Annotated in this window: 12 protein-coding genes and 2 riboswitches; all 12 genes read right to left on the reverse strand. The window is 40.6% G+C overall.

What is annotated here, in order from left to right; all coding sequences use genetic code 11:
• Nucleotides 1-280: 280 nt before the first annotated feature.
• On the reverse strand, nucleotides 281-3,619 hold the full coding sequence (locus tag AC4HCY_RS15520; protein ID WP_491094576.1) for an S-layer homology domain-containing protein: 3,339 nt from the start codon (nucleotides 3,617-3,619) through the stop codon (nucleotides 281-283).
• Between the two features lie 36 nt (nucleotides 3,620-3,655).
• Nucleotides 3,656-5,209, reverse strand: coding sequence for an Ig-like domain-containing protein (locus AC4HCY_RS15525; protein ID WP_491094577.1), 1,554 nt, complete (start codon nucleotides 5,207-5,209; stop codon nucleotides 3,656-3,658).
• Nucleotides 5,210-5,220: 11 nt separating this feature from the next.
• Entirely contained in the window at nucleotides 5,221-7,980 is a 2,760-nt protein-coding gene (locus tag AC4HCY_RS15530) for an outer membrane protein assembly factor BamB family protein (RefSeq protein ID WP_491094578.1), read from the reverse strand.
• Nucleotides 7,981-8,103: 123 nt separating this feature from the next.
• Nucleotides 8,104-8,940 (reverse strand): DUF4430 domain-containing protein, encoded by an 837-nt coding sequence (locus AC4HCY_RS15535; protein WP_323430387.1) that lies wholly within the window; start codon nucleotides 8,938-8,940, stop codon nucleotides 8,104-8,106.
• A gap of 148 nt (nucleotides 8,941-9,088) precedes the next feature.
• A complete protein-coding gene (locus AC4HCY_RS15540) occupies nucleotides 9,089-9,835 on the reverse strand; it encodes an ECF transporter S component (protein ID WP_491094579.1) in 747 nt (248 codons plus the stop codon).
• A complete protein-coding gene (locus tag AC4HCY_RS15545) occupies nucleotides 9,817-11,487 on the reverse strand; it encodes an ABC transporter ATP-binding protein (RefSeq protein ID WP_323430385.1) in 1,671 nt (556 codons plus the stop codon). Before AC4HCY_RS15545 ends, AC4HCY_RS15540 begins: the two co-directional genes overlap by 19 nt.
• On the reverse strand, nucleotides 11,460-12,350 hold the full coding sequence (locus AC4HCY_RS15550) for an energy-coupling factor transporter transmembrane component T (RefSeq protein WP_323430397.1): 891 nt from the start codon (nucleotides 12,348-12,350) through the stop codon (nucleotides 11,460-11,462). Before AC4HCY_RS15550 ends, AC4HCY_RS15545 begins: the two co-directional genes overlap by 28 nt.
• Nucleotides 12,350-13,237 carry a DUF4430 domain-containing protein gene (locus tag AC4HCY_RS15555; protein WP_323430384.1) on the reverse strand — a complete coding sequence of 296 codons (888 nt, stop codon included), beginning with the start codon at nucleotides 13,235-13,237 and terminating at the stop codon, nucleotides 12,350-12,352. The genes AC4HCY_RS15550 and AC4HCY_RS15555 overlap by 1 nt, the downstream gene beginning before the upstream one ends.
• A gap of 17 nt (nucleotides 13,238-13,254) precedes the next feature.
• Nucleotides 13,255-17,139 (reverse strand): S-layer homology domain-containing protein, encoded by a 3,885-nt coding sequence (locus tag AC4HCY_RS15560; RefSeq protein ID WP_491094581.1) that lies wholly within the window; start codon nucleotides 17,137-17,139, stop codon nucleotides 13,255-13,257.
• A 107-nt stretch (nucleotides 17,140-17,246) separates the two neighbouring features.
• On the reverse strand, nucleotides 17,247-17,396 hold the full coding sequence (locus AC4HCY_RS15565; RefSeq protein ID WP_323430382.1) for a DUF2292 domain-containing protein: 150 nt from the start codon (nucleotides 17,394-17,396) through the stop codon (nucleotides 17,247-17,249).
• A gap of 173 nt (nucleotides 17,397-17,569) precedes the next feature.
• Nucleotides 17,570-17,750, reverse strand: a riboswitch (cobalamin riboswitch).
• A gap of 212 nt (nucleotides 17,751-17,962) precedes the next feature.
• The gene (locus AC4HCY_RS15570) at nucleotides 17,963-18,637 is read right to left on the reverse strand and encodes an anaerobic ribonucleoside-triphosphate reductase activating protein (protein WP_323430381.1); all 675 of its coding nucleotides are present in this window, start codon (nucleotides 18,635-18,637) and stop codon (nucleotides 17,963-17,965) included.
• Entirely contained in the window at nucleotides 18,637-20,724 is a 2,088-nt protein-coding gene (locus tag AC4HCY_RS15575) for a ribonucleoside triphosphate reductase (protein WP_323430380.1), read from the reverse strand. Before AC4HCY_RS15575 ends, AC4HCY_RS15570 begins: the two co-directional genes overlap by 1 nt.
• A gap of 87 nt (nucleotides 20,725-20,811) precedes the next feature.
• Nucleotides 20,812-20,996: riboswitch (cobalamin riboswitch) on the reverse strand.
• Between the last annotated feature and the right edge of the window lie 73 nt (nucleotides 20,997-21,069).

Consider the following 21,069-nt stretch of genomic DNA (forward strand, 5'->3'; position numbering starts at 1 on the left):
CAAAACCGCATCATCACTCGTTATCATCCTTCATTGTCATCACCTCCCTTCAATAAGCTCTTCATTATCCGGCCGTTTCATTTGCACCATATTATCTCTGGGCAAAAAATTGAGGCACCACCCGTAATGAGCAGTGCCTCCGGTTTTCCGGTCAGCTATTGACGATTTGATCCGTCTCAATAAGCCCGCATTTTATTTTAATTCTATCCAGCCTTTCAATCATAGGCTGGAATATAAAGTATAAGAATGAAGCTTGCAGAAATGATTGATTTCAGTTGCTTTATTCATTGCTCAACAGTTTTTTAAGCACCATAGCCGCTTCAGCTCTGGTAGCATTATCCTTCGGGGCAAACTTATTATTGCCTTTTCCTCTCATGATCCCTGAGCTTGCTATGGATTTTACAGCGGCTCCAGCATAAGATGAGATATTCCCCTCATCAGAAAAACCTGTCTTTCCCTTTATTTCGCCAAGGGTTAAGCCTGTTGCTTCAGCAAAATTCACCAGTATTACTGCCATTTGTTCTCTGGTAATGAGATCATTTACTCCAAATTTACCATTATCATAGCCTTTAATGACTTTATGTTCCGCAGTCCACTTGATGCTATCTGTATACCATTGTCCTTCTGACACATCTTCAAAGCTTTCAGCTTTAGCATCAGACAGTTCTATATAATCAATGGAATTGACCAGCATATGAATAAATTCACCACGGCTCAAGGTTTTATTCGGATTAAAAGTATTTTTGCCGGTGCCCTTGATGATCCCTCTGGCTGCTAAATAGTTTATGCTGTCTTTGGCCCAGTGATTTATTGTGTCGCTGAATTCAACAGGGTTATATTTGATTCCATAGATGCCAAGTTCTTTCACGGGTAGATCAAGCTTGCCGTCTTTGTATTGAGCACCTTTTACAACCTGAAAGATACTATTAACAATACGCCCTCCTATAAAAACATTTGCTTCTTCATTGCTATTTAAGCTGCATGGCATTTCTAAATGAATTTTATCAATTTGCAAAGTTTTTACTTCTTTATCTCCTACCATAATAGTGACTCTAATTGCGTTTTTTAAACCCTGTATATCACCATAAAGATTTTCCGCATTTATTTTGATTGTCAAGTCCTCCGCAGCATTTTGGCTTAAGCCCCTGAAGGTTTTAATGTTCATATAGACATCGCCCGCTACTGTAGTAATCTTAATTTTACTTATGTCAGATCCTTTAACTTCCATACAGGTTTCTTTGCCAAACGAAACTTGATACCCATTTGCCCTGGGAGTCTTTGCGAGATCAATGTGAAGAGTATCTTTTCCTCTTGCTTTTAAATCTTTTAATGCTTCTTTGACATCACTGCTGCTTAATGTCGCAATCCCAATATCATCTTTTACTATTATCTTTGGAGCCAAGACTCCCCCTATAACATTGGTCTTTTCTTTCTTTTCTGCAGAATTATTACTCCCAGTGCTTTTCTCTTTTCCGCTGCCGCCGCTGCTGCTATTATCTTTGCCGCCATTGCCTCCGCTATTGGATTTTATTAAGTCCACTCTAATTGTTTTGGATTCGTCCATAACAGCAAAGGCTTCCGTCTTCGTATTATAGCCTGAGGCACTTACCGTGTAGATGTATTTCCCGGACTTTAATCTATAGGTTTTGTCTTTTTCTGCTTTAACCTCATTGCCTTCTTTATCTTTTACAATTACTCTTGCCTCTTTGGGAGTTGTTTCAAAAGTCACCGCATAAGTTTTTTGTATTTCATAGTTTATAGTATAAGTTTGTTTTGCTTCATTCCCTGCCTTGTCCCAAGCAAAAATCTCAATTTTGTTCACTCCGGGCCGTAAAGTTATTTCATAGTATTGGTCTTTAGCTTCTACTTTCTTGTCATTATGCTTTACAACGACATCCACACTGCCATCTTTATCATCTGTTGCACCGGCAGTAAATTTGTATAAGCCCGTATTTACTGTTTCATTCTTTACCGTTGCTGTAATAACAGGCGGTACTTTATCTGAATCATTTCCTGAGCTGCCGCTTGTCACTACAACCTTTACCCTTTCCGTTTTGGAAACCAGCGGGAAACTATAGCCTTTATATACAGAGCTCTTGTCCTGCTTTAATGCATAAACTTCAAAGGAACCCTCTTTGTCCATTAATATTTCTGCTTTCCCATTCTTATCTGTAGTGTATGTCCTGTCTCCTACATATACTGTAGCCCCTTCTATTGCAGTCTTATGTCCATATCCGCCTATATCCTTGTCTCTATTACTTCTCCCGGTAACGTTTACTATGAGTTTTTCTCCTGTTTTTAAAGACTGCGAGCTTGCTTCTATATATCCCGTATGGGCATCCATGGCCGTATACGTCCACAATATGCTGTCACCATCTCTTATAGGCCATGTTCCTACTCCCTCATAAATCAATTGATTATTTGACCTTATCATCCATCCGCAGGTAGAATGCTCTTTGGCAAAATCAAATTCCTCTTCTCCTGAAATCCTTGCCATATAGTTGTCGTTATAAGCGGCTTTATTATTTCCTATATTTGCCTTATTTAATGCCAATATTGTTGCAAGGAGCACAGTAGGATTTGAATTGGTATATTTTTTACCATCAATATCGGTAAAAATATATTTCCCTTCCGATCCTTTATAATCCTCCGTATCAAAATCTATAGTACCGTCAAATATAGTTCCTTTGTAGCCTTCTATTCTCATCTTTATCGACATCTTGCCATAGCTTGGCCGAGGCTTTTCCTTGGTGGCTTCAACTAATACGGGCGCAGGCCTTATAAGTCTTCCCTCCATAGGAGCCTCCACTTTATAGGCCCCTCTCAACTCCGTATCAAAGGTAACTATTCCATTTTCATCAGTGCTTTTCTCCTGCTCTTCAAACCGGACAAGCATATCCTCTAAAGGGCCGCTTCCATCCTCTATTTTTACCAGTCTCGCTGCAAAGCTTTCTCCCAGTTCCAGTTTGTTTTTTGAGACTTCCAGCTTTGTTATTATAGGATTTACCAAATGCCCCCGCACAAGCACTATCTCATCACCGGCATTGAGCTTGGTAGCCGGGGTTATCTGCCCGCCCTTTCCATTCAGCATATACTGCCAGCCGTCTTCGCCGTCTATTGTCTGCACTAGTTCTCCAACCATGATGTAGGGAACATTTCCCTTAATTAATGCTTTTTCTATTGTTTTTATAAGAGTGCTTTCGCCATCCTCTATAGCAATTTCTGTAAGGGGAAGCAGGGTCTTTTCTATACCTTCAGCCCTTACTGTAGCTGTGGCAGCGGCACCGCTTTTTATTTGAAAGCTTCTAAGCCTTTGTATACCATTGCTGCTTAAGACAGCATCATATTTTCCTTTATCCAGCTGAAATGCAAATTTATAATCTCCCTTTGCATCGGATTTTGTTTGAGACGCATACATCCGATCTCCGTCTTTATCTCTGGTCACCACTAGGCTTACAAAGTTGTCCGGGGTCGTAACACCCTCTATCAGAACTTCTGAGCCTTCCGATTTTATGTTAGCGGTTAAATCATCAAAGGCATAAAGCTCAGGCATGAGGCTAAAAAGCATTATGAATATCAACAGCATGGCCAAGGCGCTTTTTTGTATACTCTTCATCATATCCCTCCTAAAATAAGGTAATCATATTATCTTGCCTTATCTCATATAAGCCGGAGCAAAGGGCCTTGCCTTTGACCAGTTTTCCCAGATAAGCACACGTATTTCATAATTATTCTTATAAGCTTCCGCAACATCAAACTCAGCTTCAAAAACATGAATTTCTCCCGCTTTAAAAGTCTTTTCAATATAATTTAGCTTATTAAGCCTTTCCGTTCCCTTTTCATAAAGCCCTGCTATGCAAAGAACATTTTGTTCCTTTTCCGTCTTGTTGGTGAGCTTTACCTTGATGCCTTTTTTGCCGCTAATCGGCGGGCTGTCCGTTACATCTTCTATTATAAATGGCAATTCCACCACTTTTACCTGCATATATGCATTAACTGGAGGATTCGTTTTCAAAACCGCCGTAACATTTACTTCTCCGGTCTTCTTAGCCGTCAGCACTCCATTTTCATCTACAGATGCGATTTCCGGTCTATCTGTGCTCCATTGAGCTTTATCATTTGATATGAAGAAATCTCTTTGGTTTTTCAGGCCCAGCTCAAAGGTTTTTCCTTGCTCCAGCTCCAGACCGTAAGGAGAAAGGGTCAGCCCTGTTATTTCATCTGCCGGTCCTCCGCTTGTAACGATATGATAGAATACGGTGGAAAATCCTTTGTCATAATACTGCCTCAAGGCAGCAAGAGCTTGAAGTCCTTGAGGCGTAGCAAACACAGCATCCGGCGTTGTCGTGTGCATGAACATGCCTTTATCTGCCCCTGTTTTTATCTGATACTCCAAAAGGGCTGTGACTGCATTGCCATTATCTTTTGTGAACTTTTCACCCTGAGGGTCTACTCCCCATGCGGTGATTCCCAGTATTACCTGAGAGATGGATTCTGAATTCCAAGTTCCCCAGGAAGCGTAGCCGCCTGTATCTTTTTGGTTCTCACTGAGCCATTGTATTGCCGCTTCTCCTGCCTTTTTTACATCAAGGCGCTCTCTGTATGGTGCTAAAGCATATAAGGCCATACCCGTCATATCAGGATCCGGCTCTGTGCCTCCATAGCTCCAGCCTGTGCCGGCTTTTGTTTTAAGTATATAATCTATAAGGCTTTCCCTTGTATTTACGGCGCCCTCTGGTATTTTCGCATTGGCTGCATCAAAGGCTATGAGCCCCCATATCCCGGCATTTATTCCCTGACTTAGATTAGGCCATTCCGCTATTTTATCTATAAGGTTGACCCCCTGAAAATCGGTAGGATCCTCACCTGCCGATAATATGCCCAAGGAAGTCCTCTCATAATCTGTCATCTGTTTTCCTATGATATCTATTCCATTTGTCTTTATTTTCTTTTTTAACTGATCTATATAGGAAAGTCCATAAGTTCCAAAAGTATTCACTTCTCCGCCTACGGCGTTTATTGACACTGCCTCCCAATCAAGTTCTATAATAGACTTGTCTCTATAATATCCAAGGGTTAAATTAATGGCATCCTCAATATCCTGAAGAGTGGCCTTTTCCTTTTCTGCTAATACAGAGAACTGAATTCCTCCAAATATGATGCAAAGCATTAACACATAGGCAAAAATTCTTTTACAAAGCATTTTCATAACTATCACCTCTATTCATTTATTAATACTTCTTCATTCCAAAGGACTTTTCCGGTCTTATCAGTTATGCTTATCTCGACTTTAAAGCTTCCTGCAGAAGGTATCTTTATACCCATAGAATAATTCTTTGTTTCCTTTGCAGCAACAGCATCCTCAAAGGAAGTATGACTGAGGATTTCAGCTGTTCGCCTGTCAACAAGAACAGTCTTTATAACTATGTCTTCATTCTTATCAGAATTATTTTTCAGCTTGAGCATCATATCCTTGCAGCTGTCTAAGCTCAGATGCTCATGACCTTCCAGTTTGATATTGAGGCCTTCTGTCTCAGCTCTTTCAGTCATAGCTATGAGTCCTCTTCTGCCTGCACTTACAAAGATTTTCCCTGCTTTATCAACAGTCATGGTCCTTGGAACAGCTACAAACCTTTTCCCATCTAAATAAGAAAGCTGAACGGTTCTCAACAGGTCTCCTGATTTATTCAATACAAAAACCCCCCGGATGCTTATATAAACAAGGCCATCCGCGCCTATAACAGGCTTGAATATACTTTTGGAAGGATCTCCGATTCTCAGGCTAACAACGGTTTCAAGGCTTATGGTTTTTTTCACTGCGCCATCATTTCCATTGAGAAAATAAGCTTTGCTTTCTCTTTCATTTTCTTCATCTGTAATTTGAACCGCATATACATTTCCATCTTCATCACTGCTTGCCGCTACCCTTCCGGAAATCTCGGAGCACTCCCATTTTTTGTTTCCTTCCTTGTCTATAGACAAAAGCTCATATTTCTCCCCTGATTTCTTCTGCAATATCATGCTATCCTTACCCCTGTCTTCTAAATAAAGCTTTGCTCCTGTTTCTTTATAAATTTGCTGCTTCTCTCCATCCTCACTTATAAAGCTTATGGAATCGCCCTCTGAAATATACAATCCCCCATCCTTCAAAAGGAGCATAACTCCGTTGCCTCTCAGCCCTTCCGAATCTGCTTCCAGATTATTCGTCTCTACAGCCAACGGATTTGTCCAGGAAGCACTGCCATCAGACTTATTAATCTGATAAAGCTTTCCATTCTTAGTCAGTACATAAATAAATTTTTCTCCTATTCTTATATCCCTTATTCCCGCAGAAGCATCGGATGGTTGTCCCGAAAAGCTCCAACGCTCACTGCCATCCTCAGCTTTCAGGCAAACAAGCACAGTCTTTTCCGTCGTACCACCCCACCCGTCATCCTTGGGAATGCCGGATACATATATATTTCCTTCTCCATCCAACTGGGGAAGCCCAAAATCGACTCCATATTCAGAGGTTAAATTTATGGGACCCCATAATGCGTTCCCGGTTTTTCCGTCTATAGCCGATGCTTTCCCGTCGGTCACATAAAACAATATCCCTTTTTCATCCATTTCATGATAGCCGCTGGGGGGAGTTAACCATGTGCCGCCTGAGAATTTTGCGAGTTCTTTTATTTCATAGCTTTGAGGAACCACATTTATAATAAGCTCCTTTGAAGCGTATTCTTCCTCGGATATTTTTACAGAAACCGTAGCCTTGGTCTGGCCTTCCTTAACTCCACTAATATGTCCCCAGTTTGGAGTAGCTGAGCCTCCGCTGGTATCCTCTGTTATATACCCGGCTGCTTCTCCTTCCCAATTCCATTCAACAGGCACCGGAGAACCCATATTGCTTCCAAATTGATCCAATACAAGGACTGTTATATCCTCCACCTCATCTATGCCTAAGGTCAACTCATGAACCTCTTTTTCAGTCTCAAGATATACAAGCTTTATATCCTTAGGAACTTGCACATTTATTTTCATTTCGGCGTTTATATCTTCATATCCTACACAATATACCTTAATTGTAGCCTTGCCCGCGCTTTTAGCCGTGGCAGTCCATTTAACTTTTCCATTCCAGTCAACTGTTTTCTCAATTTTAATGACATCACTATTGCTTGATTCCCATATCACATTTGAAAATCCGTTATATTCTATGTAACTCAAAGCCTGACTTGTACCTATGGGCATATTGGCCTTTACAGCTTTATTATTTATCTCAATATTTCTAGGTTCAAGCAGCATAAAATACCAATCCCCATTTTTTATGCCCTCAAACTTGATATCAGGGTTATTTTTATCGCAAATAGCTGCTCCTTCCACTTCTATGTAATACCAGTTTCCGCTTGACCATATACTCTCTAAATCTAATACTACAGTCTTATTGTCATCCTTTAGCTTTAGAACATTCTCATAAGTTCTTTCAGGTGTTTCCGTTGGTGTAGGGGTCTTTTCATTGCCTCCGGCATAAACCTTTACCCTAGAGTTTACTTCATTGTCAATTATTACTTCTCTGTCAAAACCGATACAAACCTCTGTAGGTTTATCTAAATTTCCCTTTCTTTTATGCAAAGGATATAAGCTTGTTTGCTTGAAAGTTTTCGGAGCAATGCTAAACTCTGTCCACCTGGCATCCCCTCCATATACAGCGTATACTACAGAGGTTACAGTTTCTTCCGTATCATTCTTAGGGATCACTAAGGATTGGATGCGGCCCCCATCCTCATTAATGACTACTTTTCCCCCGTCTTTATCTTTATAGTACCAATTCACTCCATCTTCATATATAAAATCCTCCGCTATCAACTCTATATTTTCTCCAGCCTTATATCTATCTTTATACGGATCCATGGTGATGCCTGCGGCAAAGGCGGGATAAACAGCGTAAAACATAAAAATGCAAGTCAAAATAAACAGATATATTTTCTTCTTTTTCTTCATAATACTGCATCTCTCCTTTTCTCTTTATTACGGCGCTAAAGGAGAACCCCAAATTTGATTCTCCTTTAGCAAAATATTTAGAGACTCAGACCCTCTTTCGGTCTTGTTATTCTATTATATAACCTACTTTAGCGACTCCCAGTATACCACTGCATTATTGGACAATACATATTGGGATGCCCCGTAAGCCGGTGATGAGCCGTTTACCTTATAAACCCACCAGTTGATATCTGCGCCTATTTTGTATACATAGGCCCCGCCATAGTTAATCATCACATTGGTAGAAACCCAATCCCAATCCCAGGCGGGATCATGGACATCCGTTACTTCTACTCCCCCTGAATAGTCTGGGTCATAATATCTTTCCAAGCCATAAAGCAGTGCATGGAGAGCAGTCACCTTGTTTTGGAGCACACTGGAATCATTATAGGAAGGTCCAAATATGGCCTTCAAAGAAAACAACTGCACATCCATATCATTGATTGTAAAGTGGTCTGTGACTTTGCCTTTAACTTCGAGATCAATGCCTGTTGACAAAGTGTTGCTATCCGTGCTGGAGTCCACAACCGAATGAACCGTATACCCGGCATAGGATGCTACAACATTGGCTCTTCCTGCGCCTACTACTTTTATAGTCACAGTGTCTGTTCCGGATATTGAATTTACCTCAGAGCCTCCGCTTAGGAATTTAACAATACCCGTATTTGTGCTTGTCCATGAAACATTGGCTGCATCCACAATATCCTGTTTGCCATAAGGGTCTCCCGGAGTTCCCGTACCTGTCAACGCCACTGCCTTTATTGACTCTGTAGCACCTGCTGTCCGGACAATAGCAAAATCTGCCGGATCATCGAAGGTTACACCGGTTATAGTGGCTGCAAAAACCTGAGGCCCCATTAGGCTGAATGCAAGCGTAAACACCAGCAGCATTGAAAAAACTCTTGAAAGGTTCTTTTTCATTTCATTTTCCCCCTTTTATTTTTTTAGTCTCTGAAACCCTTGCATTGCAAAAATTTTTCCTGTTTCATTCTCACAGCTTTCTCGATGTTTCTCTACAATCTATATTAAAAGGCACCACCCGTAATGAGCAGTGCCTCCGGTTTTCCGGTCAGCTATTGGCGATCTGATCCGCCTCGATAAGTCCGTATTTTATTTTAATTCTATCCAGCTTTTCAATCATAGGCTGGGATATAAAGTATAGAAAGAAAACTGTGGCGACAGCATGTACCATATTAAACCAGAACCCTGTAATATAGGTAGCCATCAATGCCTTCCAAGAAAAATGAGAGGTAAATATCAGAAGGCTGCCAATATCAATAATGCCTCCATAGATGAAAAATGTAGATAAGCCTCCATAAATGCATAAGGATGCTCTCGTTTTTTTAAGGATTCCTTTCTGAAATAAAATGCCTGCTAAAAATCCTATAATTCCAAAACAGAACATTTGCCAAGGCGTCCATGGGCCTTGACCGAAAAAGAAATTAGAGGCAAATCCGGCCACCGCACCTACAAGAAAGCCTGATTCGGCGCCAAAGCAAACTCCGGCAATAATAACGACAGCAACTACAGGCTTGAACTGCGGCAGCATGAAAAAAGCTGCACGGCCTGCAACTGCAATAGCTGCCAAAACTGCAATAACAATCAGTTCTCTGGCCTGGGGCCTCCTGCTTTCAAATATCATTACAAAGGGAAGCATAGTATAAATCACTATCAGAAGGCTGATAAAATAATATTTTCGATCATTTAAGAAAAATACTCCAAATAAAATAGTAGCAGGAATTACAAATAGAATAAGCACCGCCGAAGCTAATGTTCTGCGGCTTAAGGGATTGTCTTTTAACTGCTTTCTTTGCATAGACGAATCACATCTCCTATGGTTACCGCATCAGTCCATATGTGCCTGGCTATTCGATTTGCCGCAGTGGTATAGAAACTATTTCCTGAGAAAAATTTCTTTGCAGTATTTGAGCTTATTATACTCCCGTCAAAAAACATGGCGCATCTATCTCCATGCTTTGCACAAAATTCAATATCATGAGATACCATAACCACCGTTACACCCTGGGAAGTTAAGGTTCTTAAAATATTTGCCAATTTTTCCTTAAAGAAGCTGTCCAACCCCTTGGTAGGTTCATCCAGCAGCAATATTGCAGGTCCTAACAGCAAGACCTTAGCAAGAGCTGCTCTTTGCTGTTCTCCTCCGCTTAAATCATAAGGATGCATAGAAAGCAGATCATTTAACTCCGCAATATCCGCTATCCTCTTAATTTTTTCTTCTTTCTGTGTGTCAGTCAATTTCATATCAGAAAGCATTTCTAGCAGATCCAGCTTTACTGTCTTTTTCACAAACAGGCTTTGCGGATTTTGAGGCAGTATCCCTAGATTGTTTCTGTACCTTTCCTTGGCGTTCATCTTTGCAATATCCTTGCCCTTTACCAGAACCCTTCCTCTATAGGGGGTTTGTATGCCGCTTATGACAGATAATGCCGTTGTCTTACCCGCCCCGTTGCCGCCTACAATACAATAAAATTCGCCTTCTCTTACCTCTAAAGACAAATCCTTTATGACATCCGGGAGATTTTTTTCATATTTAAACCAGACATCCTTAAGCTTTATTATTACATTCTTTTTTGGAGCATCGTCTTTTACTTCAGAATATGATTTTTTAACAGCTTTGCCTTGCATAAACGAATCAACCCATCTTCTTCCTTGATTTACAGTTACGGGACAGGACAAATCATTCTTTACTCCTGCGTATATCTGCATAGCAGAGGTCATGGCCGAAAACATAGGATGTCCAATTTCATTTAATTTCAAACCTGCTTCTTCCGGCGGACCGTCAGCTATAATGCAACCTTCATCCATAACAATAAGGCGATCTGATACTGGTATTATCTCTTCTAAACGATGCTCGGTAATGATGATTGTGGTCCCCAGCTCCCTATTTATCTTTTTTATTGTTTCAATAAAATCTGAGGCGGCAATGGGGTCCAGCTGAGATGCAGGTTCATCAAGTATCAGAACCTCAGGCTGCATGGCCATAATCCCCGCCAGGTTTAATATTTGTTTTTGGCCTCCCGAAAGCTCAGTTACTTTTTTATAAAACCAATTATGAATTCCGAAAAAGCTTGCCATTTCCGCTACCCGAAGACGAATAGTGCTTTTGTCATAGCCCAGGCTCTCAAGGCCGAAGGCAAGCTCATGCCATACCTTATCGGTGACGATTTGATTATCAGGGCTTTGAAATACATACCCAATCTGAGATGCTTGAGCTGCATGTTCAACCTCTTCCAATGGCTGCCCAAAGAAATAAATTTTCCCTTCCTTTTTGCCGTGAGGCGTGAGCAAGGTTTTTAAATGCCTCACCAAGGTGCTTTTCCCGGAGCCGGATTTCCCGCATATAGCAACAAATTCACCGCCTTCTATAGCAAGATTAATATTTGAAAGGGCTTTCTTATCCATTTGAGGATATGTAAAGCTTAAATCCTTGATTCTATATGTTTCCATCTGATTGCCTCCCGAATATTTATGATGACCGGCATCATACATAAAATGAAATACGCTGTATACACTAAGAGACTATAAACCGTAATATCCGCGTGTTTTATTGAAGGAAAAAATCGTATTGTATTTTCACCTGCTGCTGCACCTGTGAGCACTGCTATTATCAATCCGAATATAATAGAAAACATTATCTTGTCTCTGTTGTCAAATGTGAATATTGAAAAGCTGGTTCGCCCTGGCAGGCCATATCCCCTGGACCTCATAGAATCAGCTGTTTCAATAGCATTTTCCAATGCCCAGGTAGTCATGATAGATAGTATTTTAATGCCATTTTTAGCTCTTTGTATTATATTGCCCTGGGACACATCTCTGCCAATACATTTTTGGGCATTGGAGATGACCTTTATTTGTTCCGTATATCTTGGCACAAATCGGAGCACCATGGAAAAAATTAAAGATAGAGCCGGAATAATTCTCCCAAAGAGGTAAATAAACTTATCTGAGGTCATCACCTCGTTATAGCAGGAAAACCATAGAATAACGCTTACAAACATAGCCGCTGAAGCTATCCCATAGAGTATGGATTCAAGTGTAACAGGATTGCCGTCTCTAGCGTAAAATAGTATAGTAACTCCCGCGTGATTGAAGACCGGATTGAGGGCAGCCATAAGCAGCAGCATAGGCAGCAAATAAAAGAGATTAAACTTCATCCCTTTCTTACCTTTTATGCTGACTGAATATGTAAAAGCGCTGGTTAAGGCTATCCCTTGAAATATGGGATGCATAAAAAACATGCTGAAAAGGATCACTGTTGTAAAATAAGTAAAGTTCACAACAGGATGAAAGGTTGAAAAACTATCCCTCATCATTCTTCACCTCCCGTAACTGCCCATTCTCCTCCTATATCACGGCCTAAATCACAGGTATATATCCATTCGATTACATCCCCGTCCTTTAGCATATACCGGCTGCAGCCATAGTTGGGAAACCATTTATTGACCCTGTACATCCAGCCGCTGAGCTCTCCGCAATCAAACTCATACAAATTGTTAATACCTGCGATATAGTTGCTGTTATAGATGGGTGTCATTACAAATTCCATATGGATTTTATTATCTTGCATCTCTCTTAATAAAACATCAAACACAGATTCTCCTTCATAGAAAGCCACTGCCTTTGTGGGATATATTATGCCGTCCTCGGGTAAAACCTCAAGCTTATCCATATTAAACATGTCCATATTATTTAATATAGATTTGCATGTCACTGATAAAGTGGCAGAAAGCTTCTTTTCTTTATTAACTTTTACCTCCTGCCACTCTACCGGTTTTGGTTTGCCTTCAGGCACGGGATCTGTAAGATATTTGTCTTTCTTATCTTTATTTTTATTGTCTTCTTCTATTATCTTTTTTTTCTCTGCTTTTTGCTCTTTAATCTTCTCTCCTACAGATTTAGCTTTATCCTTAGGAGCCTTTTCTCCTGTTTTTTTCTCCGGTTTTTGTTGTATAGCTTCCTCTTTTATAGGCTTATCCTTTAGCAGTTTCAGCGGTTCTCCCTCTGCTTCAGCAACATCCTTATCGGCTGCATGCCCGTCAATATTAACTTCTAAAGATTCTATATCCTTAACAAGGCCAGCATCATTATTTATCTCATCAGGGCTTAGGGGTACGACCGCTTTTGTTCCGCTCATGAAAAATGCAGCAGTTAATGCGAATATTATCAATAAACCTGCTATGACCTTTTTGTTTTTCATTTTTTTCACCTAAAAATTTATTTTTTTACATCAGTCATATCATAGAGACCATTTTGGCCGTTTATAAATCTATTATATGCCACAAGAGCATACATAGCCTGATCAGTAGCCATAGGGTCAACAACTCCGGGCTCTGCTCCACCATTCCCTGTCCCGCCGGGTTTTACATGGTAGAATCCGCCTTCCGGTACCGCAAAAGATAAGAGTGCATCAACTGCAGAATATCCGTTTTTTATAAACCTTGGATCATTGTGGGGGTCTATCCCTAAACTTGTCAAAGCCACAATAACCTGAGCTATGCTTTCAGAGTTTATGGAGCCCCAGCTTAAATAACCCCCATCTTTCTTTTGAGCCCCTGATAGCCAAATGATGGCTCTGTCTACCGCAGCTTTTACATTTTCATCCTTTTTATAATATGGTGCAAGGCCTTGTATCGCCATTGCCGTTATATCCGGATCCGCAGCAGACGGCTTAACTCCTAAGGCCCATCCTCCCCCGTCAATCTCTCGGCCTAAGATAAAATCAATGAGCATTTGCCTTGTAGTTTGTACCTTGACATCCTTATCTATAGGTATTTCATAGTTATTGCTATCCAATGCTATTAACGCAAATATAGGTCCGTTGATCCCCTGTTTGATCAGAGTATTAAAGTCTGCCAGAGGCTTTGTTAAATCGTATCCTGCCACATTTTTGACATCTTTGCCTATGGACGTTAACGCCAAAATAACTCTGTCATATTCGGTATATTTTATATCATGCAGCTTACCCGATTTTTCTTTTAGTGTTTTTTCTACATTTGAATAATATCCGGCATAATATTCATCTGGAACCTTTACACCGGAGCGTGCCAGCCCAAATACCGTCCATTCTCCGCCTACACTCGCCACAACAGGGTTTGCAATTATTTTTTGCATAAACTCTGCCGTTTCTTCAATAGACTTTTTAACATCCTTGCTTATTGGCTTTTCAATATCCTCTGTTTTCTCCGGCCTCGGCGCTATGGAATCTTCAGCTTTATTGCTGTTTCTATAGTCATAGCTCCTCATTGCTGTAACTATCGCCATCTCTTTTGTGGCAAAGGATTTAGGATCAAAGCTTCCATTATTTCCTGCAATCAGTCCTAAAGCTGAAGCAGTCTCAACATAGGATTTAGCCCAAGGTGAAACCTTATCCATATCATTAAATACAGCGGTTGATTCAGCGGCCTTATCAGCTTCGTTTAAAGCTCTCACTATTATTGCTGCCATTTGTTCCCGGGTAATATTATCCTTAGGATTAAATTCATTGCCGCTTCCTTCTGTAATTCCTGCTTTATAGGCAGCGTTTATGTATGGATAAAACCAATCATTTTCATTTACATCTTTAAAATTAATGACCTTATTTTGATTTACATCAATTCCTAAGACAGAAACAATTATTTTTATAAACTCTGCCCTGGTAATATTGGCTTTAGGATTGAGCTTCCCATCAGAGCCCGATATAAAACCTTTTTCAGATGCTCTTTTAATATATTCCAAGGCCCATGACGAAATGGAGCTTGAGTCTGCATATAATTTTTGCAGATCAATGATCTTGTTCTGATCATTTTGCATGTCCTCCGGTTTATTATTGTCAACCGTTGCTGCTCTTATTTCTCCGCCTGTGCCGGCTCCGGTTCCCCCGCCGATGCTGCCGCCACCGCCGCCTCCGCCTCCGATGCTGCCGCCACCGCCTCCGATTCCGCCGCCGGCACCCGATGATTTATATATGAGCTTATATTTTTTATCCCTTTTGTTGCCTTCTGAATCTACTGCTGTAATTTCCAGTATGTTATCTCCGTCTTTCAATATAACAGTATAGCTTCCGCCTATCATTTCAACAGTCTTTCCGTTTAACTTGACCGTTACATCGGCATCCTGACCTTTTATAGGTCCATATGTGGACTTTGCAGTAACTTTAAACGTGATTTCACTTTGCGAGAATATTTTATTATCTGATATGCCTTCAACAGTTATAGTCGGCATATCCCATTTAGTAATATCTTCTCCCAGATCCACACCATAATCAGTAGTATATCTCCATTGCAAAACGTCTCCGTCTTCCAACCTGTATACGCTTGCCCCGTAATTCGGATACCAGCCATTTACATTATACATCCATCCGCTGCCTTCGCCATTGTCGAATTCTCCGTCTCCGGCTATGGATCGCACATATACGCTCTTGTATTTTTCATAATAATCATACTTGTATTTTATGCCGCGCTTATCCATTTCTCTCTTAGTCAAGGTCCAAACTGTATCCCCTGATTGAAGTTCTACTTTTGCAGGACTAATAACATATCCTTTATTTATGGTTTCTTTATCTATGGATAAAGTTATATATTTTTTTGTGGGAGTTGGGTTTACAGGCCCCCCCGGTTCGGTCTTCGGTTCATATATCAGCTTATAGCTTATATCCGATTTGTTTCCTGCTACATCAGCAGCCTCTATTGTTATGATGTTTTGTCCTTCGATAAGAGTAACTGTGTATCTGCCATCCGTTCCGGTTATTACTTCTCCCCTTAATTTGACAACAGGAATAATATTTTTACCGGCATTGTCTTTCGCCGTTACTTTAAAGCTTAATTCTTTTTCCGTTACTTTTTGATTATTAGCCAATCCTTCTACTGTTATTATGGGCTTTTTTGTATCCGGTTTTTGTATTCCCACATCAGCCATGTCATATAAGCTGCTTTTTTTGTTTACAAATCTATCATAAGCGACGAGAGCATAAGTTCCCTGATCAGTAGCCATGCCATCTATTACTCCCGGTTCCGCACCGCCATTTCCTGTGCCTCCAGGTTTTATGTGGTAGAATCCGCCTTCCGGAACTGCAAATGTCATTAAGGCATCTATAGCTGAATGTCCATTTTTGATAAACCTCTCGTCAGTGTGAGGATTTATTCCCAGACCCGTCAAAGCTACAACAACTTGGGCAATGCTTTCGGAATTCACACTTCCCCAGCTTGCAAAACCTCCATCTTCTTTTTGAGCTTTTGACAGCCAATCAAGAGCTCTGTCAACGGCAATCTTTACCGCAGTTTCTTTTTCATAATACGGCGTCAGTCCCTGTATTGCCATTGCCGTTATATCCGGATCCGGAGCAGAAGGCTTATCGCCTAATGCCCAGCCTCCGCCCTTAATCTCTCGGGCTAAAATATAATCAATAAGCTTTTCTCTTGTAGTTTGCTCTTCTGTTTCTTCTGCTTTAGGTATATCATAATTGTGAGCATCAAATGCTATAAGTGCAAAGATTGGGCCGTTGATACCCTGCCTAATAACATAATTATAATCAGCAAGAGCCTTACTGATATCATAACCGGCAACATTGGTAATATCTCTGCCTATGGATGTAAGCCCCAAGATTAATCTGGAGTGTTCGGTGCCTTTGCTTTTATCAAGCCTGCCTTCAGGTTTATTATTATCTTCATCAGCCATCATTAATTTTTTTACTTCATTGACTACATTATTATAATAGATATTATAATAGCCTTCAGGCACAGAGTAGTTTGCTCTTGCCAGAGAAAGGACAGACCATTCTCCGCCGCCCGTTCCAAAGGTCGGATCTTGTGTGTTTTTAAGAATATAAGCAAGATTTTTATCTAGCTGTTCTTGGGGAGAATTTACAGGCAGAGTTTGATCGCCATCTCCTCCCATAATTGCAAGCCTATCCGTGGATTGGCCGGTATACACCGCTTCTGTTACGCTTTCTTCATCATCAATCTGGTTTAATCCCAGGCTTTGGGATAAAGCTTCCTCTGATTTTTCTATTTGGTCTTTGCGATAATCAGCATGACCGCATATACCGCTAAACATGCTGAATAACATAGATAAAACTAAAATCAGCGACAAGTATTTTTTAGTCCTTTTAATTATTTCTCCCATCCTTTAACCCTCCCATTTTCAAATTACATTTAATCAAAATAAAAAAACTGCAGGAACCGGTAATCTATCTTTACGGCACCTCCAGTTTTCTGGTCAGTACATAAGCTTTAGAGCTTTATGGATTTTTTAATCTCTTCTACCCTTGTAGGAATACCATCCTGAACTATGATCTTTATCTCTCCAAATTCTGTTTCCCTAAGCAGCTTTATCAATTTCTCTTCCTTCTCGCTAAGCTGTATTTTCTTATCAGTCCCCACCTTAACACCCCCTATTTCAGAGATTAGAGCGCATCCCTTAAAACATAAAAATCCCGCCTCTAAAATATAAAGGCAGGATTTAAAATATCCAAACAAATAAAAGCATTAAAACAGCACTATAAATTTGCCGTATATGCTATGTGTTTTATTCATACTCCTCCCACCCGAGGCTTATTGACATAAGAATATAGGCAGGTCTCCTGACTTAAGATTCATCCTCTGCTTAACCTTCCCACAATTGACTGCGGTGGCATATAAAGCATTGTCGTCTATTACAGTAGAGGCAGCTGTACCGGGTTTTCACCGGTTTCCCTATTAATAGCGATAAGCTAACCATATATTCAAATATTTAATTTGATTATATTATACTATACTATAACAGCCATTGTCTACCAATTATTTAATTATGCGATTCATTAAGCTTCAGCAATAAAAGTAAATTTCCTTATAAGTATTATCGGGTTTAGTTATGAAGTCATATTATCCAAGCTTATAGGGCGGAGGGAACAGAATTATTCCCTCATATTTATCAGGCATTAACATCGATCTTATTAGCTGCCCTAAAGTTAAAATCCCCTGTAAGTGCAGCACAGGCTTTTTTGAAGTTTTTGCTTCAGTAAGCCGATTTTTTCAGTGCCGGAACCGTACTTAACGCCCTCAGCACTTCTGCAATTCTGGATCACATAGTTTGATGCTATGTGAAAATCCGAAATAATGCTTAAGACATCCTCTGACTCAAGCTCAGGGCACAGCGTTGTTCTAAACTCATATTGAAGTCCGCTCTCTTTGATTATTTCCACGCTTTCTTTGATTAAAGCGAGATTTAGATCTTTGGTCCTGCAAATGCTGACATATTTGCACAGCGGAGCTTTCAAATCCATTGCAATATAATCCAAAAGCCGATGCCGGATCAGCGACTTTAATGCATCGGGGTCTGTTCCGTTGGTATCCAGCTTTACACGCAAGCCTCTTGATTTCAGTTTTTTTGCAAAATCATTTATATCTCTTTGCAACATAGGCTCCCCTCCGCTTATCACCACAGCGCCGATCATTCCTTTTCTTTTTGAGAGCCAATGAAATACTTCCTCTGTCGCTACCTCTCCTGTACCATTACCTCTGCCTATCAGGCCCGCATTATGGCAGTAGCTGCAATTCAAATTGCAGCCTTGTGTAAATATCACAGAAGCGATCTCTCCCGGATAATCAACAAAAGATGTTTTGATAAACCCGCTTATATTCATTAGACCACCTCGGAAATACTGAATTTCTTTCTCTGTCTATACTCTTCCTTTTTACCGAGATTATAGTTTTTAACAGGCCTTAAATAACCTGTGACCCTTGACCAAACCTCTGTCTCTTCTCCGCATTCAGGGCAATTGTAATGCTCACCCTTAATATATCCATGAGCGCCGCATATGCTGAAGGTAGGCGTAACGGAAATATAGGGGATGCTGTAGTTTTCAAATACCCTTTTTATTAGCTGCTTGCACACCGTTACATCCTCTATGGCTTCTCCAAGGTATAAATGCTGTACTGTTCCACCTGTATAAAGAATTTGCAGCTTATCTTGATGATCCATAACCTCAAACATGTCATCCGTATGGTCTACCGGAAGCTGAGTTGAATTTGTATAATAGGGTATATCCCTTCCTGCCGTGATGATATCCCTGTATTTATTCTTGTCCAGCATTGCCAGCCGATAAGAGGTCCCCTCTGCCGGCGTTGCTTCAAGGTTATACACATTGCCGGTTTCGTCCTGGAATTCAAGGAGAAGCTCCCTGAGGAAATTCATCACCTCCAATGAAAAGGCTTTGCCTTCCTCCGAGGCTATATCCTTTCCCATGAAGTTAATAAGGGCTTCATTCATTCCAAGGATTCCTATGGTGCTGAAGTGATTGTGCCAATACCTTCCAAATCTCTGCTTTACATTTCTCAAATAATAGGCAGAGTATGGATATAGCCCTTTTTCCGTTTGCTGTTCAATTATCTTTCTTTTTATTTCAAGAGAAGTGCGGCCAATCTCGGCAATTCTTCTAAGACTGGATAAAAACTCTTCTTTAGTTTTGGACAGATAGCCGATACGCGGCAAATTGATTGTGAAAACTCCGATGGAGCCTGTCAATGGATTGCTTCCAAAAAGCCCGCCCCCCCGTTTCTTTAATTCTCTCGTATTAAGTCTCAAACGGCAACACATAGATACTGCATCTTCAGGTGAAAGGTCAGAATTTATGTAATTAGCGAAATATGGTATGCCATATTTGCATGTAATCCGCATAAATGCGTCCACTATAGGGCTTTGCCAATCAAAATCCTTTGTTATGTTTATTGTGGGTATCGGGAAAGTAAATACACGCCCCTTTGCATCGCCTTCCAGCATGACCTCGCAAAAGGCTAAATTAAACATATCCATTTCCTTCTGGAAATCGCCATATTTATCATCGGTGTATTTTCCTCCCAAAATCACAGCCTCATCCTTTAATGTTGATGGAACCCGTATATCGAAGGTAAGATTGGAAAAGGGACATTGAAAGCCAACCCTTGTTGGCACATTGATATTAAATATGAACTCCTGGAGGCACTGTTTAACTTGTTTATAGCTCAAATTATCGTAGCGTATAAATGGAGCACAGTATGTGTCAAAGCTTGACCAGGCCTGTGCTCCTGCGGTTTCTCCCTGGGTTGTAAAGGTGGAGTTTACTATTTGCCCGAGAAAAGAGCGCAAATGCCTGGCCGGACCGCTTTCCACCTTACCCGGAACTCCGCCAAAGCCATCCATCAATAGCTGGCGCAAATCCCAACCGGCACAGTAAGGACCAAAAAAGCCGAGGTCGTGAATATGGCAGTCACCGCTTTCATGAGCCTTCCTTACTTCCTCCGGATATACCTCGTAAAGCCAGTACTTTTTCGTAAATACATCCCTGACATAATTATTTAGGCCATTGACGCTCTTCTGTGAATTGGCGTTTTCATTTATTTGCCAATCCTTGCCCGACAGGTAGTCGGAAAACATTTCAATTGTCGCACCGATTAAAGCATCCATTTCTCTGGCGCTTTTCCTTTTTTGCCTATACAGTATGTATGCTTTTGCAGTTCGAGCATGCCCATTTTCAATGAGCACCTTTTCAACAATATCTTGAATATCTTCAATATCCGGAGTTTTATTTATATATTTGCTTTCAAGCTTTTTTACAACCTGCTTTGCCAGTTCTTCCGCCAATTGAAGGTCTTTGCCTCCACAGGCCACTGCAGCTTTAAAAATCGCACGGGATATCTTCTCCGGATCAAAGGCTTCACGCCTGCCATCCCTTTTTACAACTTCAGAAATCATAATAGCCTCCTGTTTAAAAATAATAAACCCTTTGCAAAAAAGCAAAGGGAGTCAACCGTAAAAGCACCCCCTATCACTCGTAGAGTTAATGGTACATCCGCAAAGGCAGGTCTTCTGACTACGGGTCATCAATGCATCATGCCTTCCCGAAATATTCAGTGGCATATACAATGAAGCATTTCCCCATTACAGCGGCGGGACCGTACAGGATTTTCACCTGTTTCCCTTTTAAGCCGTACCCTAGGTACAAGCACCTTGCTAGCACAATATTTAGTTATTAATATAGTAACATATACCATATATTGTGTCAATCAGTTTGATGAGCTAAGATAGCGTCAATTTATA

It is taken from the genome of Lutispora sp. QWL-02 (assembly GCF_058315355.1).

Coding starts and splice junctions, on each gene's coding strand:
- AC4HCY_RS15555 (WP_323430384.1), bottom strand. CDS start 13,237: ATGAAAAACAAAAAGGTCATAGCAGGTTTATTGATAATATTCGCATTA.
- AC4HCY_RS15545 (WP_323430385.1), bottom strand. CDS start 11,487: ATGGAAACATATAGAATCAAGGATTTAAGCTTTACATATCCTCAAATG.
- AC4HCY_RS15550 (WP_323430397.1), bottom strand. CDS start 12,350: ATGAGGGATAGTTTTTCAACCTTTCATCCTGTTGTGAACTTTACTTAT.
- AC4HCY_RS15570 (WP_323430381.1), bottom strand. CDS start 18,637: ATGAATATAAGCGGGTTTATCAAAACATCTTTTGTTGATTATCCGGGA.
- AC4HCY_RS15540 (WP_491094579.1), bottom strand. CDS start 9,835: ATGCAAAGAAAGCAGTTAAAAGACAATCCCTTAAGCCGCAGAACATTA.
- AC4HCY_RS15575 (WP_323430380.1), bottom strand. CDS start 20,724: ATGATTTCTGAAGTTGTAAAAAGGGATGGCAGGCGTGAAGCCTTTGAT.
- AC4HCY_RS15535 (WP_323430387.1), bottom strand. CDS start 8,940: ATGAAAAAGAACCTTTCAAGAGTTTTTTCAATGCTGCTGGTGTTTACG.
- AC4HCY_RS15520 (WP_491094576.1), bottom strand. CDS start 3,619: ATGATGAAGAGTATACAAAAAAGCGCCTTGGCCATGCTGTTGATATTC.
- AC4HCY_RS15530 (WP_491094578.1), bottom strand. CDS start 7,980: ATGAAGAAAAAGAAGAAAATATATCTGTTTATTTTGACTTGCATTTTT.
- AC4HCY_RS15560 (WP_491094581.1), bottom strand. CDS start 17,139: ATGGGAGAAATAATTAAAAGGACTAAAAAATACTTGTCGCTGATTTTA.
- AC4HCY_RS15525 (WP_491094577.1), bottom strand. CDS start 5,209: ATGAAAATGCTTTGTAAAAGAATTTTTGCCTATGTGTTAATGCTTTGC.